Origin of the sequence: Actinomadura barringtoniae, assembly GCF_017573505.1 — a bacterium.
In the GTDB taxonomy this organism is placed as follows: Bacteria; Actinomycetota; Actinomycetes; order Streptosporangiales; family Streptosporangiaceae; genus Spirillospora; species Spirillospora barringtoniae.
Window position 1 is genome coordinate 697,788 of the sequence record NZ_JAGEOJ010000001.1, and the last position, 26,649, is coordinate 724,436.

Here is a 26,649-nt window from a genome sequence, read left to right on the forward strand (position 1 = left end):
TGAGGGGTCTTCACGTTCAATCGGGCGGCGACCCCTGTCCCGAATCGGCCATCGACAACAAGATCGCTAAGGAGTCAGGTGGCGTTCAGGCAGTTGAGAGGCGTCTAGGCGGTTGAACGGGACAACGCGCGGGTCATCCCGGCCAGGACGGTCGTCGCCAGGATCCAGCCCGCCGCGATCAGAACGGCGGCGAGCCACTGCCAGACGCCGCTCGGCGCGAACGCCTTCTCCTGCCCGAAATCGATGATCGGCAGCAGCAGGTCGAGGGTGTAGAGGAACGGGTTGAACTCGGGTCCCTTGCCACGTTCGGCCGCCCGGGGCGCGTCGAGCGCGAAGGCGAGCGTTCCGGCGGCCAGGAGCGCGATCAGCCAGAGGGCCGGGAGCAGAGGCTGGTAGCCGTAGCCGACCGTGACGTCCTGCAGCCAGCCCCAGATCCGGCCGAGCGGCCCGAGCGTGGCGCGTCGCCGTCGCTGCTTGGCCAGCAGCACCTTGCGCGCCTCGGCGTCGTGGCCCAGGCGGCGGTACGCGCTGGCGAGCTGCTCGTACGGCTGCGGCAGATACGCGGGTCCGGAGCCTGGTCCGGAGCCTGGTCCGGGGCCGCCGGTCCGCTTGAGCAGGCGCAGTCTCTGGCGGACGGGCGTCGCGGGATCGAGGGCGTCGAACGTCATGCCGTCGAGATGGATCGCTGCGGCAGCGAGATAACTGTCGGGGGCGTCGCGCAGGGCTCCCAGCCGTGCGTTCCGCAGGTCGATCCCGCCCTCGATCGGTACGCGGGGACGCAGGTGAAGCTCGGTGATGCGCGCCTGTTCGGCCCTCAGCGCGATGCCGCCGGGATGGGCGAGCCGGGCGCCGATCAGGTTGACGACCCCCTTGACGGTGCCTCCGGCGAGCATGATCTCCCCCAGCACGGTCGCGTCCTTGGCCATCAGCGCCCCGCCGATCTCGATGTCCGTGCAGCCCAGGACGGGTCCGTCGGCACCCTTGGCGTCCAGGGTCGCGTCGGCGATCGTCAGGTCGCCGGTGATGCGCGCCGTACGCAGGACGATCGTTCCCTCGACCGACGCGCGGCGGGCGCGCAGGCCGCCGCCGACCGTGAGGCTGTGCGCCGGCAGCGCCTCGCCGCCCGGGTTGGTGAGAACGGCGTCGTCGAGGATCATGTCACCGGTGATCCCGGCGTGCGCGAGGATCATCGCGCCGTCGATGACGAAGCCCTTGTCGCAGAGCAGCGGGCCGCGCACGGTCAGCGCCGAGCCGTCGAACGGGGCCTGTCCCGTTGAGCTGAGGCGGGCTCCGGCCAGGTCGAGCACCGTGGACAGGTCCGCGTCGACGAACCTGGCTCCGCCACGGGCCGTCAGATTGCGGCACAGCACGCCGCCCTCGCAGGTGAGGCGGTCGGCCTGCAGCGCATGGTCGTCGTCCTCGGCCAGGCTCGCGCCGGACAGGTCGAGGAGCCCGCCGATGCGGGCGCCGCGCAGGTAGAGGGAGCCCTCGGCCGTGAAGCCGGACCGGGCGAGCAGGTCGCCGCCGATCGTGGCGCCGCCGAGGCGGATCCGCCCGCGTACGACACCGCCGTCCAGGCACAGGTCGCCCTCGACGCCCAGCCGGGCCGCCTGCAGGGCCGTCTCGCCTGGGTTGGCGAACGTGGCGTCGGCGAGGTCGGCGCTGCCGCCTATCCGTGCGGCGTCCAGGCAGAGGTCACCGTGGGTCTTGAGCCCGCGTCCTCGCAGGCTGCCGCCGATGTGGAGGCGTTCGGCGTTCACGTCGGCAAGGTCGGCGCCGCGCAGGAAGAGGTCGCCCTTGACCTGCGCGGCGCCGAGATCGAGGCAGTCCCTGGCCTGGCAGCGGTCCAGCCGCAGATGGCCGTCGAACTCGGCACTGTCGGCGTTCAGGCCCGGCAGCGCGGAGCCCGACAGGTCGAACGAACGCAGCCGCGCCCATTCGGCGGTCGGCCGTTCCTCGAACCAGCAGCCGGTCAGCACCACCACGCAGGCGACCTCCGCGAAGTCCAGGGAGAGGCCGCCGGTGACGCGGGCGCCGATGAGCCGCAGTCCACGCGGATTGCCCCTCTCGGCGACAGTGGCGTCGCGGAGCAGCGAGGCCAGGAGCTCGGCGCGGACCGTTCGTTCAGGCCCCCAGCCCGAGCCGTGCGCCGGATCGTCCGCCGCTGGATCGCCGGTGCGCAGATCCAGCGGCTCGCCGCGCGAGAACGCCTCAGACAGCCGCTGCTCGGGCTCGGACAGATCCTCCAGCACACGACCACCTCAGGGCGTCCCGGCGACAGACACCCCATATCGTGCCGGAGCGGCTACACCTCAGACCGGCGAGCCTTGCGCTTGGAGGCCGCCTGCTGCGCGTCCAGGAAGGCGAAGACCAGGCCGCCGATCATCGCGAGGTTCTTCTGGAACTGAACGCGCTGCATCTTGCTGGTCCCCTCGTCGTCGATGGCCCAGAACGCGTGCCCCGCCAGCGTGGTCGGCACCAGCGACGCGGCCAGCACGGCGGTCGACACCCGCGGGAACAAGCCCAGCGCCAGCGTCGTGCCCGCGACCGCCATGGCGGCACCGTTCGCACGGACGAGCAGCTCGTCGTCCTCCGGCAGCGGCGCGACCTTGCGCACCGCCGCCAGCGTGCTCCCCGCCATCTCGACGCGGCCTCCCGGCTCGCGCGCCGCCTCGAACCCGAGGACGGCATAGGTCGATCCGGTCAGCGCCCGGGCTGCCACCCGGAGTGGATTGATGGTCATGTTCCTCCTCCTTCCACCCCTCGCATGATCTGATGCATGACCTGGCGCACCACCTTGTGCGGCCTGACCTGCGTCGGAACGGTCAGCCGACGGCGACGTTCATCAGCAGGACGCCGCCGAGGCCGAGCACGGCGAGGGCCGTCGTATAGCCGGTGCGGATCTTAATGGTGTCGAGGACCGAAAGGTTCAGGTACTGCTTGAACAGCCAGAACCCGGGGTCGTTGACGTGGCTGAGGGCGATGCTGCCGCAGGTGACGGCGAGGACCATGAGCTCGGGCGACGTCCCCGAGTTCTGAACGAGCGGGAGCACGATGCCGGCGGCCGTGACCACCGCGACCGACGCCGAGCCGACCGCGACGCGCACCAGCGCGGCGATCCCCCAGGCCAGCAGCAGCGGCGACACGTTCCAGCCGTGCGTGAAGTCCGCGATGTAGTCCGCGATCCCGGACTTGACCAGCACCTCCTTGAACGCCCCGCCCGCACCGATGACCATGATGATCATCGCGATCGGCTTGATGGCCTCGTTGCACGACGCCATCGCCGCCTCGAACCGGTTGCGCGTCGCGGCGGCCACAGACGACCTGGGCGCGGTCACCGTGCCGCCGTCGCCGGGCTTGGGTGCCGCCGCCGTGCCGCCATCGCCGGGCTTGGGTGCCGCCGCCGTGCCGCCGTCGCCGGGCTTGGGTGAGTCGTCGCCGTTGCCGGTCCTGGGCGAGCCGCCGGCGGCAGGGGTGCTGCCGGCGTCAGTCGTGGTCGTCTGGGCGATCTTGGGGCCCAGGAGGACGACGGCCAGGAGGAGGGCGATGAGCAGGGCGATCGGGGCCTCGCCGAAGAACTCCAGGTACTCGCGGACCTTGTCGTCCTCGCCCAGGCTGAGCTCGGCGACGGCGGAGGCGGCCATGAGCGCGATCGGGGTGATGACGATCGCCATGCAGGTGCCGAACCCGGGCAGGTCCTCCTCGTCGAACTCCCGCTCGGTGATGAGCGAGACCGGCAGGCTCGGGTTGATGCGCTTGACGTACGCCAGCCGGGGCCAGACGAAGCAGACCAGCGCGGCGGACACGATGGCGATCGGGAGGCCGTACAGCAGGGTGACGCCCTGGCTGGCGTGGAACGTCTCGGTCACCGCCGCCGGGCCGGGGTGCGGCGGCAGGAAGCTGTGCATGGTCGACAGGGTCATCGACATGGGGAGGCCGACCCACAGCAGGGGAAGCCGGTATTCGCGGACGATGGTGAAGACCAGCGGGATGAGCAGGACGAAGCCCACCTCGTAGAACATCGTGATGCCGATGCAGGTCGCGGTCAGGACCATGGCGAGCTGAACGCGGCCGATGCCGAAGACGTTCACCACCGAGGTGGCGATGCGCTGGGCGGCGCCGCTGTCGGCGAGGACCTTGCCGAGCATCGCGCCGAACCCGAGGATCAGGATCAGCTCGTCCAGCTGGTCGCCGACCCCGGACACGATGGCGTCGTAGATCTTGGGCAGCGCCATGCCGCGCGCGACGCCGACGAACAGCGCCGCGACGAACAGCGCGATGAAGCCGTTGATCTTGTACCTGGTCATCATCACCAGGAGCAGCACCACGGCGAGCGCCACGATGACGAGGGGCATGAGGGATCAGCTCTTTCCACGAGTCCGCTGGGGGTGGGGGCTGGGAGCGGTGGGGCGGGGAGCAGGGGCTGGGGCTGGGGCTGGGAGCGGTGGGGCTGGAGTGGCCGGGGCTGGGAGCGGGGCGGGGGTTGGGAGCGGGGCGGGGGTTGGGGAACGGTGTGATGGAGGTCACCGGGGTGGTCGTTATCGCGGAAGCCTAGGAACGTGGTTCATGCGTGTCCAACCCCGATGAGACATCGAGTGATACCTTCGCGGCATCATGTTCTCGTTCGAGCAACTGCGCGGCTTCGTCGCCGTCGCCGAGGAGCTGCACTTCGGCCGGGCCGCCGAGCGCCTCAACATGACGCAGCCGCCGCTCAGCCGGCAGATCCAGAAGCTGGAACGGTCGATCGGCGTCCAGCTCTTCGAGCGCGACAACCGCCGGGTCGAGCTGACCGCGGCCGGGGCGGCGTTCCTGGCGGAGGCGCGGCGCCTGCTCGCGCTCGCCGACAACGCCCCCGACATGGCGCGGCGGATCTCGGCCGGGTCCGCCGGTACGGTGCGCGTCGGGTTCACCGCGGCGTCGACGTTCGCCACGCTGCCGGCGATCCTGCGGCGCATCGACGAGCGCCTGCCGGACGTCGACGTGGACCTGTACGAGATGGTGACGCAGGAGCAGACCGAGGCGCTGCTCGCACACGAACTGGACCTCGGGCTGGCGCGCCCGCCGTTCGACGGAGAGGTCTTCGACTCGCGGGCGATCAGCCGCGAGCGCATCATGGTGGCCGCGCCGTCCGGGCACAGGCTGACCGGGCTGGGCCGCCTGGTCGAGCCCGCGGACCTGGCGAGCGAGCCGCTCATCATGCACACGCCGGGCAAGGCCCGCTACTTCTACGACCTGGTCGTCAGCCTCGTTCCGATCATGCATCAGAACGTGGTGCACAGCGTGAGCCAGGTGCTGACGATGGTCTGGCTGGTGTCGGCGGGCCGGGGTATCGCGTTCGTGCCCGAGGCCGCCACGCGTCTCGGGATCGACGGCGTCGAGTACCTGCCGCTGCCGGACTGGGTCGGCACGCCGGTCGAGTTGCATCTGCTGTGGCTCAAGGAGCAGCGGAACCCGGCGCTGTGGCGGGTGCTCGACCATCTCGAGGGCCTGACCGTGTGATACTCGTACGGTATTGAGCAATGCGGTCTTTGTCTTGGACGGGCATCAACGGTCGTCCTACCGTGGGCAGGGCTCCTGCCGGCGCCTCCCCCGAAGGATGAACCCGTGTCGTCACGTACGCCCACCATCGCGTCGGTCGAGGTCGTCCCCGTCGCCGGCCACGACTCCATGCTGCTCAACCTGTCCGGCGCGCACGGGCCGTTCTTCACCCGCAACATCGCGATCGTGACCGACAGCGAGGGACGGGTCGGTCTGGGCGAGGTGCCCGGCGGCGCGGCCATCGCCGACACGATCCGCGATGCTGGTGAGCTGCTGGCCGGTCGGCCCGTGCCGCGGCTCGGGCGGCTGCTGAACGAGGTGACGCGGCGGTTCGCCGAACGCGATCGGGGTGGCCGCGGGCTCCAGACGTTCGACCAGCGCACGACCATCCACGCCGTGACCGCGCTGGAGTCGGCGCTGCTCGACCTGCTCGGGCAGCACCTGGAGGTTCCCGTCGCTGAGCTTCTCGGGGACGGGATTCAGCGCGATGTCGTGCCGGTGCTCGGCTATCTGTTCTATGTCGGCGACGCCGCGGCGACCGGTCTTCCTTATGTGATCGAGGACCGGGCCGGCTCGGCGGCCTCGGTTGAAGACGGCGGCTGGGAACGGCTTCGGCGGCGTCCGGCGCTTGACGCGGGGGCGATCGTGGCGCTGGCCGAGGCCGCGCAGGCGCGGTATGGGTTCCGCGACTTCAAGCTCAAGGGCGGCGTGCTGCCGGGCGAGCGGGAGATGGACGCCGTACGTGCGCTGGCGGCTCGCTTCCCGGACGCGCGGGTGACCGTGGATCCGAACGGCGCCTGGTCGCTGGCCGAGGCCGTCGCGGTGTGCCGTGGCGCGGGTGACGTGCTCGCGTACGCGGAGGACCCGTGCGGCGCGGAGGACGGGCTGTCGGGGCGGGAGGCGATGGCGGAGTTCCGGCGGGCGACCGGGCTGCCGACCGCCACCAACATGATCGCGACCGACTGGCGGCAACTGGCGCACGCGATCCGTTCCAACGCGGTCGACATCCCGCTCGCCGACCCGCACTTCTGGACGATGCGAGGCTCCATCCGGGTGGCGCAGCTGTGCCACGACTTCGGCCTGACGTGGGGCTCGCACTCCAACAACCACTTCGACATCTCACTCGCGATGTTCACGCACGTGGGCGCCGCCGCGCCGGGTGACATCACGGCCCTGGACACGCACTGGATCTGGCAGGACGGCCAGCGGCTGACCGTCGCGCCGTTCGAGATCGAGGACGGTGGCATCGCCGTGCCGGAACGGCGGCCTGGGCTGGGTGTCGAGCTGGACCGGGAGGCCTTGGCCGCGGCGCATGAGCTGTACGTGAAGCACGCGATGGGCGCGCGGGACGACTCGGTCGCGATGCAGAGCCTCATCCCCGGTTGGACCTTCGACCCGAAGCGCCCCGCGCTGGTCCGCTGATTGCCGGGGCTCAGCCGATCGCCGGGGCTCAGCCGATCGCCGGGGCTCAGCCGATTGCCGGGGCTCAGGGGAGCTTGCCGAACTCCGCCGTTCCTACCGTCCAGGCGCGGGCCTGGTCGGTCAGTGTGATCCCGAGGCCGGGCCGCGCGGACACGTGCATGCGCCCGCCGCTCGTCTCCAGGCGTTCGTTGAACAGCGGCGCCAGCCAGTCGAAGTGCTCCACCCACGGCTCGATCGGGTACGCGGCGGCCAGGTGCAGGTGGATCTCCATCGCGAAGTGCGGCGCGATCTCCAGCTGCTTGTTCTCCGCGTATGCGGCGAGCTTGAGAAACTGGGTGATGCCGCCGATCCGCGGCGCGTCCGGCTGCACGATGTCGGCCGCGCCGGCGTCGATCAGCCGTACGTGCTCGGCCACGCTGGAGAGCATCTCGCCGGTCGCGATCGGGGTGTCGAGCGCGCGGGCCAGGTTCGCGTGACCGTCGGCGTCGTAGGCGTCCAGCGGCTCCTCGATCCAGACCAGGTTGAACGGCTCGAACAGCCGCCCCATCCGCATCGCCGTCGCGCGGTCCCACTGCTGGTTCGCGTCCACCATGATCGGCACGTCCGGGTCCAGCGCTTCCCGTACGACCGTGACGCGTGCGATGTCCTGCCTCCAGTCGGGCTGGCCGACCTTCAGCTTGATCGCCCCGATGCCCGCCGCCAGCGACCTCTTGGCGTTCTCGATGACCGCGTCGATCGGGGTGTGCAGGAAGCCGCCGGAGGTGTTGTACGTACGGACCGAGTCGCGATGCGCGCCGAGCAGCTTCGCCAGCGGGAGCCCTGCGCGCTTGGCCTTGAGATCCCATAGCGCGACGTCGATCGCGGCGATGGCCTGAACGGCGAGCCCGGAACGTCCGACCGAGGCGCCCGCCCAGGTGAGCTTGGTCCAGATCTTGCCGATGTCGGACGGGTCCTCGCCGATGAGGATGGGCGCGATCTCTTGGGCGTGCGCGAACTGGCCGGGGCCGCCCGCGCGCTTGGAGTACGAGAACCCGATGCCCTCGTGGCCGTTCTCGCTGGTGATCTCGGCGAAGAGGAAGACCACCTCGGTCATCGGCTTCTGCCGACCGCTGAGCACCTTCGCGTCACTGATCGGGTTGCGCAGCGGCAGCACGATCGAGGAGAGCTTCACACGCGCGATCCGGTCGGTCGTCGCCGCGCCTTCGTTCAGGTTGCTCATGCCGTCTTTCCTGAGTCGCTGCGCAGTTCGGGTGGAAGGAGGTCTGCGGGAACGTCCTGGTAGGCGACCGGTCGCAGGAAGCGCTCGATCGCCCGGGAGCCGACGGACGTGGTCGCCGGGGCCGAGGACGCTGGGAACGGGCCGCCGTGCACCATCGCGTGCCCGACCTCGACGCCGGTGGGCCAGCCGTTCACGACCAGCCGTCCCGCCACGAGCTCCAGTCGTCGGAGCAGCTGGGCTGCTGCCTCCTTGTCGGTCTCGGCCATGTGAACGGTCGCGGTGAGCTGGCCTTCGAGGTGCTCCACGATCTCGGCCAGTTGCTCGTCGTCGCGTACGCGGACCACGATCGCGGCAGGTCCGAAGACCTCCTCGTGGAGTCGCTTGTCGGCCAGGAAGTCGTCGCCGGTCGTGACGAAGAGGCCTGCCACGCCTTGCGGCGCATCGCCTCTACCGCGTGCTTTCTGCTCGACCGTGCTGGTTGCTTGCAGGGTGTCCACTCCACGGCTGTACGCGGCGGCAACACTCTTGCTGAACATCGGCGCGGCTGCGGTCTCGTTGACGGCGTGGGCCACTGCTTCCAGGAAGCGGTCGCCGTCCGCTCCTTCTGGGGTGAATACCAGGCCCGGCTTGGTGCACAGCTGGCCGACGCTTCCCGTCATCGAGCCGACGAAGCCGGTGGCAATGGTGTCGGCCCGTTCCACCAGTGCACCGGGTAGCAGGAAGACTGGGTTGACCGCCGACATCTCCGCGTAGACGGGAATCGGCACGGGACGCTTCGCGGCCGCCTCGGCCAGCGCCAATCCGCCGCTTCGCGATCCTGTGAAGCCGACCGCCCGGATGGCGGGGTGTGTGACCAGTTCGAGCCCGATCTCGTGGCTGTCGCCTTGGAGCATGCCGAACGTGCCTTCGGGCAGATCGTGCTTCCGTACGGCTGCTCTGATGGCCTCCGCGACGATTTCGGAAGTGCGCGGATGCGCCGGGTGCGCCTTGACGACCACCGGCGCCCCGGCCGCGAGCGCCGAAGCGGTGTCCCCGCCCGCAACGGAGAACGCGAGCGGGAAGTTGCCCGCTCCGAAGACCGCGACCGGTCCGAGCGGGATGGATCGCTGCCGGATATCGGGCCGAGGGAGCGGCGTCCGAGCGGGATCTCCCGGCTCGATGCACGTCTGCCGCCAGCTTCCTTCCCGTACGACCTCGGCGAACATCCGCAGCTGGCCCGTCGTCCGCGCGGTCTCCCCGGCGATGCGTGCCGCCGGAAGTCCGGTCTCCTCCTGCACCACGCGAGCCAGCTCCGGCGCCGCCTTCTCGATCTCGTCCGCGATCGAGTCCAGGAACGCCGCTCGCGCCTCCGTGCTCGTGGCGCGGTAGCCGTCGAAGGCCTCCCAGGCGAGCGTGGCCGCCCGTTCGACGTCACTCATCATCAGCTCACCTTGTTGATCAGCGTCTCGAGCTCGGCGAGCTCTCCGTCGTCCAGATCGGTCAGCGGCGCGCGTACGGGTCCGGCCGGGCGGCCGATGACCTTCATGCCCGCCTTGATGATGCTGACCGCGTACCCGGGCTTGCGGTTGCGCAGATCGCAGTACGGCATGACGAACTCGTTCAGCCGCGCCATCACCGCCGCGTCGTCCCGCCGCCGCACCGCCGCATAGAAGTCCGCCGCGTACCGGGGCAGGAAGTTGAAGATCGCCGACGAGTAGGTGGTCAGCCCGAGGGAGAGGTAGGGCAACGCGAACATCTCCGCCGTGGGCAGCCCGCCGATGTAGGTGAGCCGCTCCCCCATCCGCGCGTAGATCCGCGTCATCTGCTCGATGTCGCCGATCCCGTCCTTGAAGCCGACGAGGTTCGGGCAGTCGTCCGCGAGGCGCGCGACCGTCTCATCGTCGAAGCGGGCATTGGCCCGGTTGTAGACGATCACGCCGAGGGTGGTGGCGTCGCACACCGCCTTCACGTGCGCGCGCAGCCCGTCCTGGCCCACCTCGGTGAGGTACGGCGGGAAGAGCAGAACCGCGTGCGCTCCAGCTCGTTCCGCCGCCTTGGCCAACTCGACCGCCATCGCCGTCCCGTACCCCGCCGGCGCGATGACCGGCAGGCCCGGCGGCGCTGCCGCGACGGCCGCTCCGACGACGGTCTCGACCTCGTTCGGGGTGAGTGAGAAGAACTCGCCCGTGCCGCCCGCCGCGAACAACCCGGCCGCCGGGAACTCCGCCAGCCAGGCGATGTGCTCCTTGTAGGCGGGCTCGTCGAAGGTGCCCGCCGTCGTCAGGTGGGTGATCGGGAAGGAAAGGAGGCCCGAGCCCAAGCGCTGGGCGACCTCCCGGGGCGTCAGATCGGCCATCAATGGTCTCCTCTAGGCGGGCATTCCTGCTCGACTGTAGGAACCCGAACGATTCACGTCCAACACCATATTGGGATAGATCAATACCTTTGCGGCATCATGATTGAGGGCCCTTGACGGCATCGGTCGCCCCTTCCGCTGCGGTTGGGCGCCCGGCTGCCGGGTGGGTGATGGCTAGAGGCCGAAAGCTCAGCGACGAAGAGAGTGGGTGGGCGGCTTGGGTTGCTGGTCGGGCTGCGGATCACCACGTGGGTGGCTGGGGTTCAGGGCTGTAGCGGGCTTCGCGCGGATTGAGCGGCATCGGTCTCCCCATCCGTGGGGGTTGGGTGCCCGGCTGCGGGCGGATAGCGCGCTTCGCGCGGATTGAACGGCAGCGGTCACCCCATCCGCGGGGGTTGGGTGCCCGACTGCGGGCGGGTAGCGCGCTTCGCGCGGATTGAACGGCAGCGGTCACCCCATCCATGGGGGTTAGGTGCCCGGCTGCGGGTGGGTAGCGCGCTTCGCACGGAGTGAGCGGCAGCGGTCGCCCCTTCCGTGGGGGTGTGCTGCCCGGCTGCCGGGTGGGTGTTGGTTGAGGGCCGAAAGGCTCGGCGACGAGGAAGGTGGGGGCGGGCTGGGGGTGCTGGTCGGCTGCGGGCTTGGCGCGGGTTGGGCTTGGTGCTTATGGCGGGTGCGTGGCTGGGTTGGCGTTCGCGCATGTAGGCCCGGAGCGGGGTTGGGGTTCGTGCTTGGTGGCGCGCTTCGCGCGGACTGGGCGGCAGCGGTCACCCCTTCCGTGGGGGTGTGCTGCCCGGCTGGCGGGTGGGTGTTGGTTGAAGGCCGAAAGGCTCGGCGACGAGGAAGGTGGGGGCGGGGCCGGGGGCGGGTTTGTTCGGGTGCGGGTGGCCACGGGGTTGGGGTTAGGTCTTTGGCCGCGCTTCGCGCGGGGGTGGTGGGTGGTTGGGTTGGCGTTGGTGCCTGTAGGGCCCGGAGCGTGGTGCCTCCGGGCCTTGGTCAGGCGGCTAGGGATTGATCGTCGCGCCAGGGGTTGGCGTCGTGTTCGGGGATCGATCTTCGCGCTCGTGCGATCCCGTCCGGCGCCAGCGTCCGATAAACGAATCGGCCGTCGCTCTTGCTGATCTGCATCTGCTGCGGGTTGGTGTGTTTCCAGCGGTTGTGCCACCCGCAGCACAGCGTCAGCTTGTCGATGTCGGTGGGGCTTCCCAGTGCCCAGCCGTCGACGTGGTCGACCTCGCACAGGAAACCCGGCACCTCACAGCCGTGAACGGCGCAGGTGTCATACAGCGTCTCGAGCACGCGGCGTTGGCCAGCGCTGGCGATCCGGACGGTGTGGCCGAGGTAGAGGGGGATGTGTCCGCGTCCGAAGATCAGGGGTGAGATACCGGCGGTCAACGCCAACCGGCGGACCTGCTCGGCCGGGATCGGCGTGCCGTCCCGCAGTCGCCCGGGGGTGTCGGCACCGGTCAGCGTCTCCAGGTCAGCGATCACCGTGACGCGGGTCGCGCCGTGGCCACCGGCGAGCACGGAAGTGAGGGCGGCGGCGGTCCGCTCACCTAGATCACGACGGTCATCGGTCCCGGCGGGCTTGGCCAACGGCGCGAGTGTGCCGTCCAGGATGGCGGTGTCCTCGGGGTTGAGCCACCCCTTGAGGTAGCAGCCACCATCCAGCGACCGGCTGACCGTCACCCAGGACCGCTCATAACCCCGCTGCACGTCCTCGGGCGGCTTGTCCTCACCGTTGTGCTCACGCACCAGGTCATGGATCTTCCCGCCCAGCTTGGCGACCTTCCCCGCCGACAGACCCTCGCCTGCGGCAGTGAGGAGGATGTCCTCGGCCGCTGCGGTGTCATCGTCATTGAGACGCTGCACAGCGTCAGCAATGGTGGCCGCGTACCCGAACGACAGCTCACCAGCGGCCAGGCCCTTGTCGACGCGGCCGAGCCGGTGAAGTTGCCGGGCCAGGGTGATGCGTTCTTTGGCGCGGCCTTCGCGCATGCCCATCCGGCAGCGCAGCCAGGCCTGGGTGGAGGGCAGACCCCACGCCTTCATCTCGCCCGTCCGGTCGACCACCGCGATCAGCCCGGCCAAGACGTGCTCGGCCTGATCGGTCACCGTCGCCAGCGCCTCAGCCAATTCCATGCAGGCGGCCCCGGACTCAGGCGCAGCCCTATCGGCGAGTTCGGAGAATATGACGGATGCCGCTTCCACCAGTTGCTGGGTGGAAGCGGATTCGGTGCCCGCCACGATCGAACTCATACCGTTATTTTACCATCACTCTCCGCCATTTTCATGATCGTATAGAAATATTCGAAGATTCTTTCGATGGTGCTTTCCTGCGCGAGGCGCGGCTATCAAAGCTTGTAGTTCAGCCCCGTGAGGCCCGCACCCGAACAACCCAGCCCCCGGCCCAGCCCCTTCCTTCCTCGTCGCTGAGCTTTTCGGCCTTCAGGCAGCACAAACCCGCAGACGGGCACCAGCCAGAGCGGAAGGGGTGACCGATGCCGCAAAGAGCCGCACAATGAGGTCTGCACAGCAACGTCCGTGAGATCCTGCATAGGTGGCCGCCGCCGAACCCGCCCTACCGCCCCGCCGTCGCGGACGCCCTGGTTATGACCGGGAGACGATGCTGCGTCGCGCCGTGGAGCTGTTCAATCGGCGGGGGTACGACGCCACGAGCATGGGCGATCTGGCCAAGGAGCTCGGGCTGACCAAGCCTGCGATCTACCACCACTTCAGGAGCAAAGAAGAGCTGCTCGAGGCCGCATTGGACGACGCTCTCGACGAGCTGACAGCGGTGGTGGAGGAAGCGGCGCAGAGCACGGAGGGCGCCAGCGCCTACGAACGACTGCGCGAGGTGGTGCGGCGCAGCGTGGAGGTGCTGGCCGCGCATCAGCCGTCGGTCACGCTCCTCCTCCGCGTGAGAGGAAACAGCCCGATCGAGCTGGCCGCGCTGGATCGGCGACGACGGTTGGACGAGCGGCTGGCGGAGCTTGTCGCGGATGCGGCGGCAGAGGGCGCGCTGCGCGATGACATGCCGCCGGCATTGGTCAGCCGTCTACTCTTCGGCATGGTGAATTCACTGGTCGAATGGTATCGGGCGGACGGAACGTTCACCCCTGCTACCGTCGCGGACGCCATTGCTGCAGTGGCTTTCGACGGCCTAACCAACAACGACGAAAACGACAATTAGGCGTCGTAGTCCACTGTGACGGCTTCACCCACGGGAAAGCTCTGGCACGTCAGGACAAAGCCAGCCTCGACCTCGTGGTCTTCCAGCGCGTAATTGCGACGCATATCGACTTCGCCGTCGCAGACCTTGGCACGGCACGTTCCGCAGACACCGCCCTTGCAGGCGAACGGCAGGTCGGCGCGGGACTTCTGGGCGCTGTCGAGAATCGTCGATTCCTGAGAGACCGTGGACGTCGTCCGGTGCCCGTCCAGAACGGTGGTCAGCTCGGTGGTGGCGCCCGTGGGAGTGTCGACGGTACGGCGAGGCTGGGGCGGCGGGGCGTCCACGTAGAACAGCTCAACGTGCACGCGATCAGCGGGAACGCCCAGGTCAGCGAGGACAACCCGAGCGTCCTGGATCATCTGCAGCGGGCCGCACAGCCACACGTGGTCGAAGACCTCGACCGGGACGAGGGTGGTCAGGAGGAGACGCAGACGATCGGCGTCGAGGCGACCGGAGAAGAGTTCGACGTCTCGAGGCTCTCGGGACAGGACGTGAGCGACCTGGAGGCGGGGTCCGTGCTGGTTCTTGAGGTCGCCCAGTTCCTCGGCGAACATCACGGTCTGGCTCGTACGGTTGCCGTACAGGAGCGAGACCTGGGCCAGCGGGTGGGACAGGACCGTGGAGGCGACGGAGAGCATGGGCGTGATGCCCGATCCGGCGGCGATGCACAGGTGCCGTTCGCCCGAGTCGGGGTCGGCCTGCCAGGAGCCGGTCGGGGTCTGGACCTCGATGGTGGCGCCGGGCCTGACCTCGTTCACCAGCCAGGACGAGAAGAGGCCGTCGGGGATCTCGCGGACGCCGATGCGCGGGGCGGATCCGGCGGGGGCGCAGATCGAGTAGGAGCGGCGTTCCTCGCGGCCGTCGATGAAGCGGCGCAGGGTGAGGGACTGGCCGGCGCGGAAGGCGTAGGCCTCGCGGAGTTCGGGCGGTATGCGGAAGGTGATCGCGGCGGCGTCCTCGCAGAGCCGTTCCACCGACGTCACGGTCAGCGGGTGGAACACCGCCGAGCGGGACGGCGCGGCTGCGGGCGCGGGTGCGGTCATCTCAGATCTCCTTGACGTGCTCGAAAGGTTCGAGGCAGTCGGTGCAGCTATAGAGGGCCTTGCACGCGGTGGCGCCGAACTCCGAGGTCAGGCGGGTCGCGGTGGAGCCGCAGCGGGGGCAAGGGGGCGCTTGGCGGGTCGGGCCGAGGGTGAGGGCGATGGGGCCGGAGCGGTGGGGGGCAGGGCCGGGGGTCGAGAGACCGGCTTCGCGTAGGGCTGCTCGGCCTCGTTCGGAGATCCAGTCGCTGGACCAGGGCGGGTCCAGGACCACGCGGACCTCGACCCGAGGGAAGCCCGCGTCGTTCAGGCGATGGACCAGGTCGTCGCGCATGGTCGCCATCGCGGGGCAGCCGGTGTACGTCGGCGTGATCGACACGACGACCGTGGAGTCGGGCTGGACGTCCACGTTCCGGAGGACGCCCAGGTCGTCCAGCGTCAGCATCGGCATCTCGGGGTCGCGGACCTGCTCGGCCACGTGGCGCGCGTTTGCCGCGTCTCGGGTGGTCACCGGCTCTTGCGTGCTCACCATCGGCCCTCCGGGTGGGCTCGGGCCACTACCTGCATCTCGGCCAGCACGCGGCTGAACGCCTCGGTGTGCAGGCCGTCTCGGCCTGTACGGCCGTTGACTCCGGCGAGAGGGGCCTTCTGAGGGCGGTCTACGCCGCTGACGGCCAGGACCTGGTCCAGGACGGCGTCCACCTCGGAACGGACGGAGGCTGGATCGACGCCTGCGCCCGACTGGGCGAGCGACGACTCGACCGGGTGGGCGACGGTGAGCTCGTAGTGCAGTGGCCACAGGGTGTCGAGCGCGGTCAGGAGGCGGCGGCGCGATTCTTCGGTGCCCTGCGCGAGGGTGAGGAACCAGCGGCCTGCCCAGTCGCGGTGGTACGTGATCTCCTTGACGCCCTTGGCGGCGAGCGCGGACAGGACGGCGTCGTTGCTGCCCCGGAGGCGTTCCAGCAAGGCGAGGCGCGCGACCGAGAAGAGGAGCAGGCGGACGACGACGTGGGCGAAGTCGCCGTTCGGCACCTCGACCAGGCGGACGTTGCGGAACGCGTCGGCCTCGCGGAAGAAGGCGAGCGCGTCCTCGGCGGGGATCGGCGAGCCGTCGGGGAGCGCGGGCACGATGGACGGATCCGCGGCGGCGGCGCGCGTCAGGAGGAGACGGGCCTGGCCGAGGAGGTCGAGGGCCATGTTGGCCAGCGCGATGTCCTCTTCGAGGTCGGGCGCGCGGCTGCACCATTCCGACAGGCGCTGCGACATGATCAGCGCGTCATCGCCGAGCATGAGGCAGTACGCGGCGAGCAGGTCGGGGGCGACGCCGTCCGGAACGGTGGTGTCGACGCCGGCCAGCGGGTCCTCGAAGTCGGTGCCGAACGCCCACTGCGCGGTGTCGTCGCCGACGAGCAGGCCGGAGAAGATGCTGCCCTCGTCGTCGTCGATCATCGTGGTCTCCAGATCGTTCACATGTGCGGGACGTTCTCGGGGATCTCGTAGAACGTCGGGTGCCGGTAGACCTTGTCGCCGTTCGGCGCGAAGAGCGGGTCCTTCTCGTCGGGACTGGACGCGGTGATCGCGTCGGCGCGGACGACCCAGATGCTCACGCCCTCGTTCCGGCGCGTGTAGACGTCGCGGGCGTGCCGCAGGGCCATCGCGTCGTCGGGGGCGTGCAGCGAGCCGACGTGCACGTGGTTGAGGCCGCGCTTGCCGCGTACGAACACCTCGTACAGCGGCCACTCGCGCTTGGCGTCGGTGGTCATCGCGTCGCCTCCTCGTGCGTCGCTTCGGCTGGCGCTGACGTTGGCGCTGGCGCTGGACGGGCGGCGAAGGCGGTGGCGGCCTCGCGTACCCAGGCTCCGTCGTCGTGGGCGGCGCGCCGGTGGGCCATCCGCTGGGCGTTGCACGGGCCGTTGCCGCGGATCACCGCCGCGAGCTCCTCCCAGTCCGGCTCGCCGAAGTCGTGGTGGCCGCGCTCCTCGTTCCAGCGCAGGTCGGGGTCGGGCAGCGTCACGCCGAGCGCCTCGGCCTGCGGAACGGTCATGTCGACGAACTTCTGCCGGAGCTCGTCGTTGGAGTTGCGCTTGACGCCCCACGCCATGGACTGCTCGCTGTTGGTGGACTCGGCGTCGGGCGGGCCGAACATCATCAGCGACGGCCACCAGAAGCGGTCGACCGACTCCTGCACCATGGCGCGCTGGGCGCCCGTGCCGCGCATCATGGTCATCAGCAGCTCGAAGCCCTGCCGCTGGTGGAACGACTCTTCCTTGCAGATGCGGATCATGGCGCGGCCGTACGGGCCGTAGGAGGTACGGCAGAGCGGCACCTGGTTGCAGATGGCGGCGCCGTCGACGAGCCAGCCGATCGTGCCGACGTCGGCGTACGACAGCGTCGGGTAGTTGAAGATCGAGGAGTACTTCTGGCGGCCGGCGAGCAGCAGCTCGGTCAGCTCGGCGCGGGAGACGCCGAGGGTCTCGCACGCGGAGTAGAGGTAGAGCCCGTGCCCGGCCTCGTCCTGCACCTTGGCCAGCAGGATCGCCTTGCGGCGCAGGGACGGCGCGCGGCCGATCCAGTTGCCCTCGGGCTGCATGCCGATGATCTCCGAGTGGGCGTGCTGGGCGATCTGGCGCACGAGGGTCTTGCGGTAGGCGTCCGGCATCCAGTCCCGGGGCTCGATCCGGTCGTGGCGCGCGATCGTCGCGTCGAACGACGCCTGGAGCTGCGCCTGCCGGGCTTCGAGCGCCGCCTGGTCAGGCTCGGCCGGGGTGGTGGTCACTGGGGTCCTCCGCGTGTCGCGGGTATTTACTTACCGATCGATCAGTAATAACGTCTCACGAGTCGGCGCGCCTGCGCAAGCCCGGGCGAGCACACCTGCGCAAGGCCCGAGAAGAGGAGACCGCGTGAGCCCCCTGCTGGAGAGCTATGCCGCCGGACGCTGGGTCCGGGCGGCGGGCGACGGCGAGCCGTTGCTGGACGCCGCTACGGGCGAGGAGGTGGCGCGCTTTCCCACCGGCGGCCTGGACTTCGCCGCCATGGCCGACCACGCCAAGAAGGTCGGCGGTCCGGCGCTGCGGGCGCTGACGTTCCATGAACGGGCGGGCCTGCTGAAGGCGCTGGCCAAGCACCTCATGGCACGCAAGGAGGAGCTCTACGCGCTGTCGGTACGGACGGGCGCGACGACCCGCGACACCGCGGTCGACGTGGACGGCGGCATCGGCACGCTCTTCAGCTACGCGAGCAAGGGCGTGCGCGAGCTGCCGAACGACACGATCGTGCTGGACGGCGGGACGGAACGGCTCGGCAAGGGCGGCACGTTCGTCGGCCAGCACCTCTACGCCTCGCGGCCGGGCGTCGCGGTGCAGATCAACGCGTTCAACTTCCCGGTCTGGGGCATGCTCGAGAAGCTGGCGCCGGCGTTCCTGGCCGGGCTGCCGTCGATCGTGAAGCCCGCCGCGCAGACGGCCTACCTGACCGAGGCGGCCGTACGGCAGATCATCGAGTCGGGGATCCTGCCGGAGGGCACGCTGCAGCTGGTCTCCGGCGGTCCCGAGGGGCTGCTGGACGCGCTGACCGTTCAGGACAGCGTCGCGTTCACCGGCTCGGCGCGCACCGCGGGCATCCTGCGCCGCCACCCGAACGTGCTGGACGGCGGCGTCGTGCTCGGCGTGGAGGCCGACTCTCTCAACTGCTCGATCCTCGGCCCGGACGTGACGCCGCACGATCCGGAGTTCGACCTGTTCGTCAAGGGCGTCGCCACCGAGATGACGGTCAAGGCGGGCCAGAAGTGCACCGCCATCCGGCGCGTGATCGTTCCCGAGGCGATGGCCGACCGCGTCGTCGAGGCCATCTCGGCCCGGCTGGCGAAGGTGACCGTCGGCGACCCGCGCAACCCCGACGTGCGGATGGGCGCGCTCGCGAGCCTCGCCCAGCGCAACGAGGTGCGCAAGGCCGTCGAGGCGCTGCAGGCCGGCGCCGAGATCGCCTACGGCGATCCCGACGGCAAGGCCCTCGGCACGACCCTCCTGGACGGCGATCCCGAACGCGGCGCGTTCATGACCCCGCTGCTGCTGCGCGCGCGGCCGGGCGCCGCCGAACCGCACGACGTGGAGCCGTTCGGCCCGGTCAGCACCGTGCTCACCTATGACGGCCTCGACTCGGCGATCGAGCTGGCGGCGCGCGGCAAGGGCAGCCTCGCCGCGTCCGTCGTCACCCACGACCCCGCCGTCGCACGCACGGTCGTCGTCGGGCTGGCGCCGTGGCACGGCCGCGTCCTCGTGCTGGACCGCGACGACGCGGGCGAGTCGACCGGGCACGGCTCGCCGCTGCCCGTCCTCGTCCACGGCGGCCCGGGTCGTGCGGGCGGCGGCGAGGAGCTGGGCGGCGTACGCGGCGTCCTGCACCACATGCAGCGCACCGCCGTTCAGGCGTCCCCGGACCTGCTCACCGCGGCCACCGGCCGGTGGACGGCGGGCGCGCGGCGCGTGGACTCCGGCGTCCATCCGTTCCGCAAGTCCCTGGCGGACCTGCGGATCGGCGACACGATCTCGTCCGCCGAACGCACGGTCACGCTGGAGGACATCGGCCACTTCGCCGAGTTCACCGGCGACACCTTCTACGCGCACACCGACGCCGAGGCCGCCTCGCGCAACCCGCTGTTCGGCGGGATCGTCGCGCACGGCTACCTGGTCGTGTCCCTGGCCGCCGGGCTCTTCGTCGACCCCGCACCCGGCCCCGTGCTGGCCAACTTCGGCGTCGACGGCCTGCGGTTCCTCACCCCGGTGAAGGCCGGCGACACCATCAAGGTCGCGCTGACCGTCAAGCAGATCACCCCGCGTACGAGCGCCGACTACGGCGAGGTCCGCTGGGACGCCTCGGTCACCAACCAGGAGGACCAGGTCGTCGCCGCCTACGACGTCCTCACCCTGGTGGCCAAGACCTGGCCGCCCAGCGAGTAAACGACAGCGATACAGGCTGCGATACAGGCTGCGGCCGCGAGCCGCAGCCGCCAGTAGCGCAGGGGGCGTCGACCGGCTCAGTACCGGCCGGCGCCCCTCTGTCCGTCGTCCCTCTGTCCGGCGCCCCACTGTCCGGCGCCCCTCTGACCGGCCTTCCGCCGGCCGGCGGAAGGCCGAACGGCCTCCCGCTGGCCAGCGTCTCGCTCTGCCCAGCGCCCCTCTGCCTGGCGCCCCTCTGCCTGGCGCCCCTCTGCCTGGCGCCCCTCTGTCCAGCCCGCCGCCGACCGGCGCCCCGTTGAACGGCTCAGCGCTGGCCTGCGTCTCGCTCTGCCTGGCGCCCCTCTGTCCAGCCCGCCGCTGACCGGCGCCCCGTTGAACGGCTCAGCGCTGGCCTGCGCCCCGTTGAACGGCTCAGCGCTGGCCGGCGTCCCAGTCGGCGCCTCGGCCTCGGGCCTCGTCGAAGACGAGCCAGGTGCGGGTGCCGCGGACGCCGGGGATGTCCTGGATGCGTTCCAGAACGACGTGGCGGAGCGCCGCGTTGTCGGGGGTACGGACCAGCACCAGGACGTCGTAGTCGCCGCCGACCATGGCGAAGTGCTCCACGTACGGGATGTCGGCGAGCCCGGCGGTAACCGTGCGCCAGGTGTTCTGTTCGATGGTGACCGAGACGTACGCGGTGGTGCCGAGGCCCGCCTTCTGGGGCGCCAGCTCGGCCGTGAAGCCCGTGATCACCCCTTCGTCCATGAGGCGGGTGAGGCGCGCGTAGGCGTTGGCGCGCGAGATGTGCACCCGTTCTGCCAGCGCACGGACCGACACCCGGCCGTCGCGCAGCAGCTCGGCGATGATCGCGCGGTCCACCCCGTCCAGGTGGGCGGCAGAATGTCCCGGCCAGCCCGCCTCTTCGATCTCGTCCGGCGACATATGACCTCCCTCAGGCCCGGATCGTGGCCATCTGTCGCTCATTGTGCCCGATCTCTTGAACAGATGATCGCTCAGGCGGACGATTTGCCTTAAATGCGTCCAGAGAAAGGCAATGGCGCCCATGTCTGACACGACGCATCACCCGGCGGTCGGCGAGCTCCTGCCCGCGACCGTCCCGGTGCGTTTCGTCGCGGAGAACGGCACGGCCGTCGACCCGCCCGCCGGCGCCGACGGCTCCGGCTACCGCGTTCCGGCGGACGAGGAACTGCTGGAGGCCTACCGCCGCATGGTCGTCGGCCGCCGCTTCGACCGCCAGGCGACCGCGCTCACCAAGCAGGGCAGGCTCGCCGTCTACCCGTCCAGCCACGGGCAGGAGGCCTGCCAGATCGCCGGGGTGCTCGCGCTCCGCGAGGACGACTGGCTGTTCCCGACCTACCGGGACTCGGTCGCCCTGGTCTCGCGCGGCCTTGACCCCGCCGAGGTGCTCACGCTCCTGCAGGGCGGCTGGCATTGCGGGTACGACCCGGCGGCCACTCACGTCGCCCCGCAGTGCACTCCCCTTGCCACGCAGACGATTCACGCGGTCGGCATGGCCGAGGCCCTGCGCCGCAAGGGCGAGGACAGCGTGGTGATGGCTTTCGTCGGCGACGGCGGCACGAGTGAGGGCGACTTCCACGAAGCGCTCAACTACGCCGCAGTGCTGCACGCCCCGGTCGTCTTCTTCGTGCAGAACAACAAGTACGCGATTTCCGTACCGCTGGCCAAGCAGACCGCGGCTCCCGCGCTCGCCTATAAGGGCATCGGTTATGGCATGCGTTCCGAGCAGGTGGACGGCAACGACCTGGTCGCGGTCCTGGCCGTGCTGAACGAGGCCGTACGGCACGCGCGCGAGGGCGGTGGACCGTTCCTGGTGGAGGGCCACACGTACCGCATCGAGTCCCACACCAACGCCGACGACGCCACCCGTTACCGGGAGAGCAGCGAAGTCGAGCAGTGGGAGACGGCCGATCCCCTGCCTCGCCTGGAGACCTACCTGCGCGGCAGGGGCCTGCTCGCCCCGGAGGACATCGCTTCGGCACAGAAGACCGCCGAGGAGTTCGCCGCCATCGTGCGCGACAAGCTGAACGCCGACGCCGAGTCCGACCCGCTGGAGCTGTTCGACCACGTCTTCGGCGACCCCACGCCCCAGCTGCGCGAGCAGCGGGCGCTGCTGGAGTCCGAGCTCGGAGGAACGCAATGACCGCGATGACGATGGCGCAGGCGCTGAACTCAGCGCTGCGCGACGCGCTGGCGGGCGACGAGCAGGTCCTGGTCTTCGGCGAGGACGTCGGCCCGCTCGGCGGCGTCTTCCGCATCACCGACGGCCTGACCAAGGAGTTCGGCGAGACCCGCTGCTTCGACACGCCGCTCGCCGAGTCGGGCATCGTCGGGCTCGCCGTCGGAATGGCCATGGGCGGCTTCCGCCCGGTCGTGGAGATGCAGTTCGACGCGTTCGCCTACCCGGCGTTCGAGCAGATCGCCTCGCACGTGGCCAAGATGCGCAACCGCACGCGCGGCAAGGTCGCGCTGCCCATGGTGATCCGCATCCCGTACGCGGGCGGCATCGGCGGCGTCGAGCACCACTGCGACTCCAGCGAGGCCTACTACGCCCACACGCCCGGCCTGAAGGTGGTCACCCCGGCGACCGCCGAGGACGCGTACTGGCTGCTGCGCGACGCGATCGCCGACCCCGACCCGGTCGTCTTCATGGAGCCCAAGCGGCTCTACTGGTCCAAGGGCGAGGCCGACATCGCCGACCGCCAGGCCCCCGCGTTCGGCCGCGCCGCCGTACGCCGCACCGGGAAGGACGCCACGCTGGTCGCCTACGGCCCGAGCGTCCCGGTCGCCCTCGAAGCGGCCGAGACCGCCGCCCGCGAGGGCATCGACCTCGAAGTGATCGACCTGCGCACGATCGTCCCGTTCGACGACGAGACCGTCGTGGAATCCGTCCGCAAGACGGGCCGCTGCGTCGTCATCCAGGAGGCCCAGGGCTTCGCCGGCGTCGGCGCGGAGATCGCCGCCCGCGTGCAGGAACGCTGCTTCCACTCCCTCGCCGCGCCCGTACTGCGCGTCACCGGCTTCGACATCCCCTACCCGCCGCCGAAACTGGAGCACTCCCACCTGCCCGACGTCGAACGCGTCCTGGACGCCGTCGACCGCCTCCAGTTCGACGACGAGCCGGACGTTCACCACCTGGCCCGGGAGGCCTCGTGACCACCGCCACCCGCCAGGTCTTCCGCCTGCCCGACCTGGGCGAGGGCCTCACCGAAGCCGAGATCGTCGAGTGGAAGGTCGCCGTCGGCGACACCGTCGAGGTCGACCAGAACGTCGTGGACGTCGAGACCGCCAAGGCCGTCGTCGAGGTCCCCGTCCCGTACGCCGGAACGGTCCTGAAGCTCAACGCCGACGTAGGCACCGTCCTCTCGGTGGGCGAGCCCCTCATCGAGATCGGCCCCGCCGAGGAGTCAGCCTCTGACTCCGCCGAAGACCCCGCAGGCGCCCGCTACCGCGAGGAAGAACAGGCCGGATCCGGCAACGTTCTGATCGGTTACGGCACAGGCCACGGCTCCAGCGGCCGCAGGCGCCGCACCTCCAGGCGCAGCGCCCCCAATCCCGCTCCCCAGCCGCACCAGGCCCCCCGCGTGATCTCCCCGCTGGTCCGCAGGATCGCCCACGAGCACGGCCTGGACCTGGCCACCATCACCCCCTCGGGCCCCCGAGGCGTGATCCTCCGCCGCGACGTAGACCAGGCCATAGCCGCAAGCCAGCAACCCGTCTCCCCCGGCAAGGCACCCACGTCCTCCGGCCAGCCACTCACAGTCGCAGGCCAGCCGTTCGCACCCGGCCGACCGCTCGCAGCCCCAGGGCAGCCGTCCGCTCCCGGCCAGCCGGGCGCGCCCATAGGCCAGCCGCTTGAGGACCCCGGCCAACCGCTCGCGGCTTCGGCTCCCCCGACCCTGCGGGATGAACGGATTCCGCTGCGGGGGCTTCGGCGGGCGGTGGCGGAGAAGATGACCCGCAGCCGCAGTGAGATTCCGGACGCGACGACCTGGGTGGACGTGGACGCGACCGGGCTGGTCGAGGCCAAGGACGCGCTCAAGCGCGCCCGCCCCGACCTGGGGATCGGGCTGCTGGCGATGCTGGCGCGCATCTGCGTGGACGGGCTGCGCCGCTTCCCCGAGCTGAACTCCTCGGTCGACGGCGATGAGATCGTTCGGCACGGTCATATCAACCTGGGCTTCGCGGCCCAGACCGACCGTGGCCTGGTGGTCCCGGTGGTGCGCGGCGCGCACGCGATGACGACCGCGCAGCTGGCCGCCGAGCTGACCCGGCTCACCGGTCTGGCACGTTCGGGCAAGCTGCCGCCCGAGGCGGTGACCGGCGGAACGTTCACGCTCAACAACTACGGCGTGTTCGGCGTGGACGGCTCGACGCCGATCATCAACCATCCCGAGGCGGCGCTGCTCGGCGTCGGCCGGATCATCGACCGCCCCTGGATCCACGACGGCGAGGTCACCGCGCGCAAGATCACCCAGCTGTCCCTCACGTTCGACCACCGGGTCTGTGACGGCGGCGCGGCGGGCGGGTTCCTCCGGTACGTGGCCGACTGTGTGGAGAGCCCGGCGATCCTCCTGGCGCACGCCTAACACAACCCCCAGAAAGACCCATTTACTCGAACAAACATGGCCAATCGCACAAATTGGTACTATCTGCCTGCCGTCACCTGATCACGAGGGAGACAAGGTGGACGACGAACCGCGTGTGGATCCGGGGGAAAGGCTGCGGGAGGCTCGTGAACGACTGACCGCCCTGCGCAACGCCGCCACCCGGACGCCGACCCCGAACGCCGCCTCGCAACGCGACGCCGGACCCGCAGGCCGGGCCACCGGCACCGCGGACGACGAACGCGTCAAGGCCACCGCCGAGCGCGGTCGCCTGGTGGGGCTGGAGATCGACCCGCGCGCGCTGCGGGAATCGCCCGGGGACCTGGGCCGGCACATCGCCGAGGCGGCCAACGCCGCCATGAACGCGCTGCGTGCCCAGGCCCAGCAGGCGAGCACCGAGGAGGTCATCGACCCGGCCGCGCTCGTACGGTCCCTGCAGGCCGTACAGGAGCAGGGCCTGCGCGAGATGACCGTGATGACCCAGTCGATCAATGAGGCGGTCGCCCGCGTCAGGGCGGGGATCAAGTGAGCTACGAACTCGCCGCCGACGACCTCGACAAGCTGCTCGGCGACACCCTCCGGGCCGCCACCGCGGCGCACCCGGGGGCCGAGGCCCGCGCCGACGTCCGCGCGGAGGGCTACGACGAGGAACGGCTGGTCAAGGCGGTCGTCTCCGCGGGCGGCCGGATCGAGAACGTCGAGATCTCACAACGCGCCCTCCGGCTCGGCTCGCACGAGATCGCCGACCGCGCGGTCACCGCGATCAACGACGCCCTGGACCGGCTGGCCAAGGCGGCCGTCGAGAACCCCTCCCCCTCGGCCGAGGCCCTGGCCGAACTGTCCCAGCGGCTCCAGCAGACGCAGGACATGAGCGTCCAGCAGCTCCGCGCCTACACAAGGTCCCTCCAGGACCTCATGAACAGTTTCTGAGCGGCACCGAACTACTGGAGAACATCCGATGGGCACGGGTTATGAGGTCGACCCCGAGCAGATCCGCAGCTCCGGCGGCGGCATCCAATCCTCGACGCAGCAGCTGAGAGCCGACTGGCAGGCCTTCCAGGGCGAGCTCGCCGGGTTCGGCGAGCCGTGGGGCAGCGACGACATCGGCTCGCTGATCGGCGGCTGTTACCAGGCCGTGTACGAGGTCGCCGTCGAGGCCTACAACGACAACCTCGACGACATGGCCGAGCACGGCGAGATCGTCACCATGTTCGCCGACAACCACGCCAAGGCCGAGGAGCACAACGTGGTCGAGGTCAACCGAGTCAGGGACATCCTCGGCTGATGGGCATGCAACTACCGGGAGAGCTGCGCTCTCTCCTGTCGATGCTGGGCTACAACTGGCCCGAGGCCGACGAGACCAAGCTCATGGAGATGGGCACCGCCTGGCTCCGCTTCGCCGGCGCCCACTCCGGCCCACTCGGCGAGGCCGACAATCACGCCCAGCGCGTCTGGTCGGCCAACAAGGGCGACGACATCGAGGCGTTCCAGCAGTCCTGGAACGCCGGCGAGTCCGGCAAGGCCAACCTGCAGGACTTCACCGTCGCCGCCAACATCATCGGCGCCGGCCTCATGGTCTGCGGCGCCATCGTGCTGGCCCTGAAGATCAACGTGATCGTCCAGCTCACCATCCTGGCCATCGAGATCGCCCAGGCCATCGCCACCGCCGGTCCCAGCTTCGGCGCCACCCTCGCCGAGATCCCCATCTTCAAGGAGATCACCGGCGCCATCATCGACCAGCTCATCGACATGGCCCTCTCGGCGATCCTCAATGGCTAAGGGCAAAGGCAAGGCCGCAGCCGGCCTCATGAGCGAGGCCCTCAAGTTCATCAAGAAGGCCAACAAGCGCAACCGTGCGGGACGCATGAATCCGCATTTCCGCGAACACGTCATGGGCGGCGGGCACGTCAAGCCCGGCATGCCCAAGGGGTCCGGCTACCATTACCGGCCCGGCGGCGAGGACTTCCCGGGGCGGCGACTCAAGCCGGGTAGCGTGGTCAAGGACCCGAAGACGGGCGCCTACAAGGCCGAGCCGGAGTTCTGGGACGACAGCCTGAACCCGCCCGGATGGAAGCCCAAGAAAGGTAACGGCGGCGTGAGCACGTTCTTCCCGGACCACTGGACCCCGCAGCAGGTCGACGCAGCGATCCCCGGAGCCTTCCAGCACGCCACCCCCATCCCCGGGACCAACATGTGGCAGGGCAAATACCAGGGACTGACGATCCAAGGGTTCTTCGATGGCGCGGGCGGCTACACTCACGGATGGCCGACCTTTTAATAAGA

General features: G+C 70.2%; 25 protein-coding genes. 12 read left to right on the forward strand and 13 right to left on the reverse strand.

Annotated features, from left to right (window positions below; translation table 11 throughout):
- Positions 1-104 precede the first annotated feature (104 nt).
- The 3 genes from J4573_RS03125 to J4573_RS03135 all read right to left on the reverse strand — a co-directional run bounded on the left by J4573_RS03125 (position 105) and on the right by J4573_RS03135 (position 4,355).
- Positions 105-2,252: a hypothetical protein gene (locus J4573_RS03125; RefSeq protein ID WP_208253637.1), complete on the reverse strand. Its 2,148-nt coding sequence runs from the start codon at positions 2,250-2,252 to the stop codon at positions 105-107.
- Positions 2,253-2,305: 53 nt separating this feature from the next.
- On the reverse strand, positions 2,306-2,743 hold the full coding sequence (locus tag J4573_RS03130) for a DoxX family protein (RefSeq protein ID WP_208253638.1): 438 nt from the start codon (positions 2,741-2,743) through the stop codon (positions 2,306-2,308).
- Between the two features lie 82 nt (positions 2,744-2,825).
- A complete protein-coding gene (locus J4573_RS03135) occupies positions 2,826-4,355 on the reverse strand; it encodes a GntT/GntP/DsdX family permease (protein ID WP_208253639.1) in 1,530 nt (509 codons plus the stop codon).
- Positions 4,356-4,614: 259 nt separating this feature from the next.
- Between J4573_RS03135 and J4573_RS03140 the strand changes: the two genes are divergently transcribed.
- Together J4573_RS03140 and J4573_RS03145 are read left to right on the forward strand one after the other, a co-directional pair.
- On the forward strand, positions 4,615-5,499 hold the full coding sequence (locus J4573_RS03140; RefSeq protein WP_208253640.1) for a LysR family transcriptional regulator: 885 nt from the start codon (positions 4,615-4,617) through the stop codon (positions 5,497-5,499).
- Positions 5,500-5,604: 105 nt separating this feature from the next.
- Entirely contained in the window at positions 5,605-6,960 is a 1,356-nt protein-coding gene (locus J4573_RS03145) for an enolase C-terminal domain-like protein (RefSeq protein ID WP_307796462.1), read from the forward strand.
- Between the two features lie 64 nt (positions 6,961-7,024).
- Here J4573_RS03145 and J4573_RS03150 read toward each other — a convergent pair whose 3' ends face one another.
- From J4573_RS03150 to J4573_RS03165, 4 genes are all read right to left on the reverse strand, one after another.
- Complete coding sequence (locus J4573_RS03150; protein ID WP_208253641.1) at positions 7,025-8,179, reverse strand: L-talarate/galactarate dehydratase; 1,155 nt, start codon at positions 8,177-8,179, stop codon at positions 7,025-7,027.
- Positions 8,176-9,600, reverse strand: coding sequence for an aldehyde dehydrogenase (NADP(+)) (locus J4573_RS03155; RefSeq protein ID WP_208253642.1), 1,425 nt, complete (start codon positions 9,598-9,600; stop codon positions 8,176-8,178). The genes J4573_RS03150 and J4573_RS03155 overlap by 4 nt, the downstream gene beginning before the upstream one ends.
- Positions 9,600-10,514 carry a 5-dehydro-4-deoxyglucarate dehydratase gene (kdgD, locus tag J4573_RS03160; RefSeq protein WP_208253643.1) on the reverse strand — a complete coding sequence of 305 codons (915 nt, stop codon included), beginning with the start codon at positions 10,512-10,514 and terminating at the stop codon, positions 9,600-9,602. Before kdgD ends, J4573_RS03155 begins: the two co-directional genes overlap by 1 nt.
- A 993-nt stretch (positions 10,515-11,507) precedes the next feature.
- Positions 11,508-12,770, reverse strand: coding sequence for an HNH endonuclease signature motif containing protein (locus J4573_RS03165; RefSeq protein ID WP_208253644.1), 1,263 nt, complete (start codon positions 12,768-12,770; stop codon positions 11,508-11,510).
- A gap of 301 nt (positions 12,771-13,071) precedes the next feature.
- On the opposite strand from J4573_RS03165, the gene J4573_RS03170 reads away from it, so the two are divergent.
- Positions 13,072-13,704, forward strand: coding sequence for a TetR/AcrR family transcriptional regulator (locus tag J4573_RS03170; RefSeq protein ID WP_307796463.1), 633 nt, complete (start codon positions 13,072-13,074; stop codon positions 13,702-13,704).
- On the opposite strand, the gene paaE is transcribed toward J4573_RS03170, so the two are convergent.
- Genes paaE through paaA form a run of 5 tightly spaced genes read right to left on the reverse strand, consistent with a single transcriptional unit; the run spans position 13,701 to position 17,562 of the window.
- The gene (gene paaE / locus J4573_RS03175) at positions 13,701-14,789 is read right to left on the reverse strand and encodes a 1,2-phenylacetyl-CoA epoxidase subunit PaaE (RefSeq protein ID WP_208253645.1); all 1,089 of its coding nucleotides are present in this window, start codon (positions 14,787-14,789) and stop codon (positions 13,701-13,703) included. The two genes, J4573_RS03170 and paaE, sit on opposite strands and share 4 nt — an antisense overlap.
- 1 nt (position 14,790) lies before the next feature.
- A complete protein-coding gene (gene paaD / locus J4573_RS03180; protein WP_208253646.1) occupies positions 14,791-15,318 on the reverse strand; it encodes a 1,2-phenylacetyl-CoA epoxidase subunit PaaD in 528 nt (175 codons plus the stop codon).
- Positions 15,312-16,235 carry a 1,2-phenylacetyl-CoA epoxidase subunit PaaC gene (gene paaC / locus J4573_RS03185; protein WP_208253835.1) on the reverse strand — a complete coding sequence of 308 codons (924 nt, stop codon included), beginning with the start codon at positions 16,233-16,235 and terminating at the stop codon, positions 15,312-15,314. Before paaC ends, paaD begins: the two co-directional genes overlap by 7 nt.
- 17 nt (positions 16,236-16,252) lie before the next feature.
- Entirely contained in the window at positions 16,253-16,549 is a 297-nt protein-coding gene (gene paaB, locus J4573_RS03190; protein ID WP_208253647.1) for a 1,2-phenylacetyl-CoA epoxidase subunit PaaB, read from the reverse strand.
- Positions 16,546-17,562 (reverse strand): 1,2-phenylacetyl-CoA epoxidase subunit PaaA, encoded by a 1,017-nt coding sequence (gene paaA, locus J4573_RS03195; RefSeq protein ID WP_208253648.1) that lies wholly within the window; start codon positions 17,560-17,562, stop codon positions 16,546-16,548. The genes paaB and paaA overlap by 4 nt, the downstream gene beginning before the upstream one ends.
- A gap of 124 nt (positions 17,563-17,686) precedes the next feature.
- On the opposite strand from paaA, the gene paaZ reads away from it, so the two are divergent.
- On the forward strand, positions 17,687-19,741 hold the full coding sequence (gene paaZ / locus J4573_RS03200) for a phenylacetic acid degradation bifunctional protein PaaZ (protein ID WP_208253649.1): 2,055 nt from the start codon (positions 17,687-17,689) through the stop codon (positions 19,739-19,741).
- 411 nt (positions 19,742-20,152) lie between these two features.
- On the opposite strand, the gene J4573_RS03205 is transcribed toward paaZ, so the two are convergent.
- Positions 20,153-20,662: an Lrp/AsnC family transcriptional regulator gene (locus J4573_RS03205; RefSeq protein ID WP_208253650.1), complete on the reverse strand. Its 510-nt coding sequence runs from the start codon at positions 20,660-20,662 to the stop codon at positions 20,153-20,155.
- A gap of 121 nt (positions 20,663-20,783) precedes the next feature.
- On the opposite strand from J4573_RS03205, the gene pdhA reads away from it, so the two are divergent.
- The 8 genes from pdhA (at position 20,784) to J4573_RS03245 (ending at position 26,644) form a co-directional block, all read left to right on the forward strand.
- Positions 20,784-21,902 carry a pyruvate dehydrogenase (acetyl-transferring) E1 component subunit alpha gene (pdhA, locus tag J4573_RS03210; RefSeq protein WP_208253651.1) on the forward strand — a complete coding sequence of 373 codons (1,119 nt, stop codon included), beginning with the start codon at positions 20,784-20,786 and terminating at the stop codon, positions 21,900-21,902.
- Positions 21,899-22,915 (forward strand): alpha-ketoacid dehydrogenase subunit beta, encoded by a 1,017-nt coding sequence (locus tag J4573_RS03215; RefSeq protein ID WP_208253652.1) that lies wholly within the window; start codon positions 21,899-21,901, stop codon positions 22,913-22,915. The genes pdhA and J4573_RS03215 overlap by 4 nt, the downstream gene beginning before the upstream one ends.
- Entirely contained in the window at positions 22,912-24,348 is a 1,437-nt protein-coding gene (locus tag J4573_RS03220) for a dihydrolipoamide acetyltransferase family protein (protein WP_208253653.1), read from the forward strand. Before J4573_RS03215 ends, J4573_RS03220 begins: the two co-directional genes overlap by 4 nt.
- A gap of 97 nt (positions 24,349-24,445) precedes the next feature.
- Positions 24,446-24,895, forward strand: coding sequence for a YbaB/EbfC family nucleoid-associated protein (locus J4573_RS53605; RefSeq protein WP_208253654.1), 450 nt, complete (start codon positions 24,446-24,448; stop codon positions 24,893-24,895).
- Complete coding sequence (locus J4573_RS03230) at positions 24,892-25,296, forward strand: YbaB/EbfC family nucleoid-associated protein (RefSeq protein ID WP_208253655.1); 405 nt, start codon at positions 24,892-24,894, stop codon at positions 25,294-25,296. The genes J4573_RS53605 and J4573_RS03230 overlap by 4 nt, the downstream gene beginning before the upstream one ends.
- A gap of 28 nt (positions 25,297-25,324) precedes the next feature.
- Positions 25,325-25,651, forward strand: a complete 327-nt coding sequence (locus tag J4573_RS03235; RefSeq protein ID WP_208253656.1) for a hypothetical protein — start codon at positions 25,325-25,327, stop codon at positions 25,649-25,651.
- Positions 25,651-26,145, forward strand: coding sequence for a WXG100-like domain-containing protein (locus tag J4573_RS03240; protein WP_208253657.1), 495 nt, complete (start codon positions 25,651-25,653; stop codon positions 26,143-26,145). The genes J4573_RS03235 and J4573_RS03240 overlap by 1 nt, the downstream gene beginning before the upstream one ends.
- A gap of 28 nt (positions 26,146-26,173) precedes the next feature.
- Positions 26,174-26,644 (forward strand): EndoU domain-containing protein, encoded by a 471-nt coding sequence (locus tag J4573_RS03245; RefSeq protein ID WP_208253658.1) that lies wholly within the window; start codon positions 26,174-26,176, stop codon positions 26,642-26,644.
- Positions 26,645-26,649 lie beyond the last annotated feature (5 nt).

Excerpts from the sequence above, each read along its gene's own strand:
- paaB (WP_208253647.1), bottom strand. The coding sequence starts at position 16,549 with ATGACCACCGACGCCAAGCGCGAGTGGCCGCTGTACGAGGTGTTCGTA.
- paaC (WP_208253835.1), bottom strand. The coding sequence starts at position 16,235 with ATGATCGACGACGACGAGGGCAGCATCTTCTCCGGCCTGCTCGTCGGC.
- pdhA (WP_208253651.1), top strand. The coding sequence starts at position 20,784 with ATGTCTGACACGACGCATCACCCGGCGGTCGGCGAGCTCCTGCCCGCG.
- J4573_RS03140 (WP_208253640.1), top strand. The coding sequence starts at position 4,615 with ATGTTCTCGTTCGAGCAACTGCGCGGCTTCGTCGCCGTCGCCGAGGAG.
- kdgD (WP_208253643.1), bottom strand. The coding sequence starts at position 10,514 with ATGGCCGATCTGACGCCCCGGGAGGTCGCCCAGCGCTTGGGCTCGGGC.
- J4573_RS03135 (WP_208253639.1), bottom strand. The coding sequence starts at position 4,355 with ATGCCCCTCGTCATCGTGGCGCTCGCCGTGGTGCTGCTCCTGGTGATG.
- J4573_RS03235 (WP_208253656.1), top strand. The coding sequence starts at position 25,325 with ATGGGCACGGGTTATGAGGTCGACCCCGAGCAGATCCGCAGCTCCGGC.
- paaD (WP_208253646.1), bottom strand. The coding sequence starts at position 15,318 with ATGGTGAGCACGCAAGAGCCGGTGACCACCCGAGACGCGGCAAACGCG.
- J4573_RS03245 (WP_208253658.1), top strand. The coding sequence starts at position 26,174 with ATGAGCGAGGCCCTCAAGTTCATCAAGAAGGCCAACAAGCGCAACCGT.
- paaE (WP_208253645.1), bottom strand. The coding sequence starts at position 14,789 with ATGACCGCACCCGCGCCCGCAGCCGCGCCGTCCCGCTCGGCGGTGTTC.
- J4573_RS03155 (WP_208253642.1), bottom strand. The coding sequence starts at position 9,600 with ATGATGAGTGACGTCGAACGGGCGGCCACGCTCGCCTGGGAGGCCTTC.
- J4573_RS03215 (WP_208253652.1), top strand. The coding sequence starts at position 21,899 with ATGACCGCGATGACGATGGCGCAGGCGCTGAACTCAGCGCTGCGCGAC.
- J4573_RS03205 (WP_208253650.1), bottom strand. The coding sequence starts at position 20,662 with ATGTCGCCGGACGAGATCGAAGAGGCGGGCTGGCCGGGACATTCTGCC.
- J4573_RS03150 (WP_208253641.1), bottom strand. The coding sequence starts at position 8,179 with ATGAGCAACCTGAACGAAGGCGCGGCGACGACCGACCGGATCGCGCGT.
- J4573_RS03240 (WP_208253657.1), top strand. The coding sequence starts at position 25,651 with ATGGGCATGCAACTACCGGGAGAGCTGCGCTCTCTCCTGTCGATGCTG.
- J4573_RS03130 (WP_208253638.1), bottom strand. The coding sequence starts at position 2,743 with ATGACCATCAATCCACTCCGGGTGGCAGCCCGGGCGCTGACCGGATCG.
- J4573_RS03165 (WP_208253644.1), bottom strand. The coding sequence starts at position 12,770 with ATGAGTTCGATCGTGGCGGGCACCGAATCCGCTTCCACCCAGCAACTG.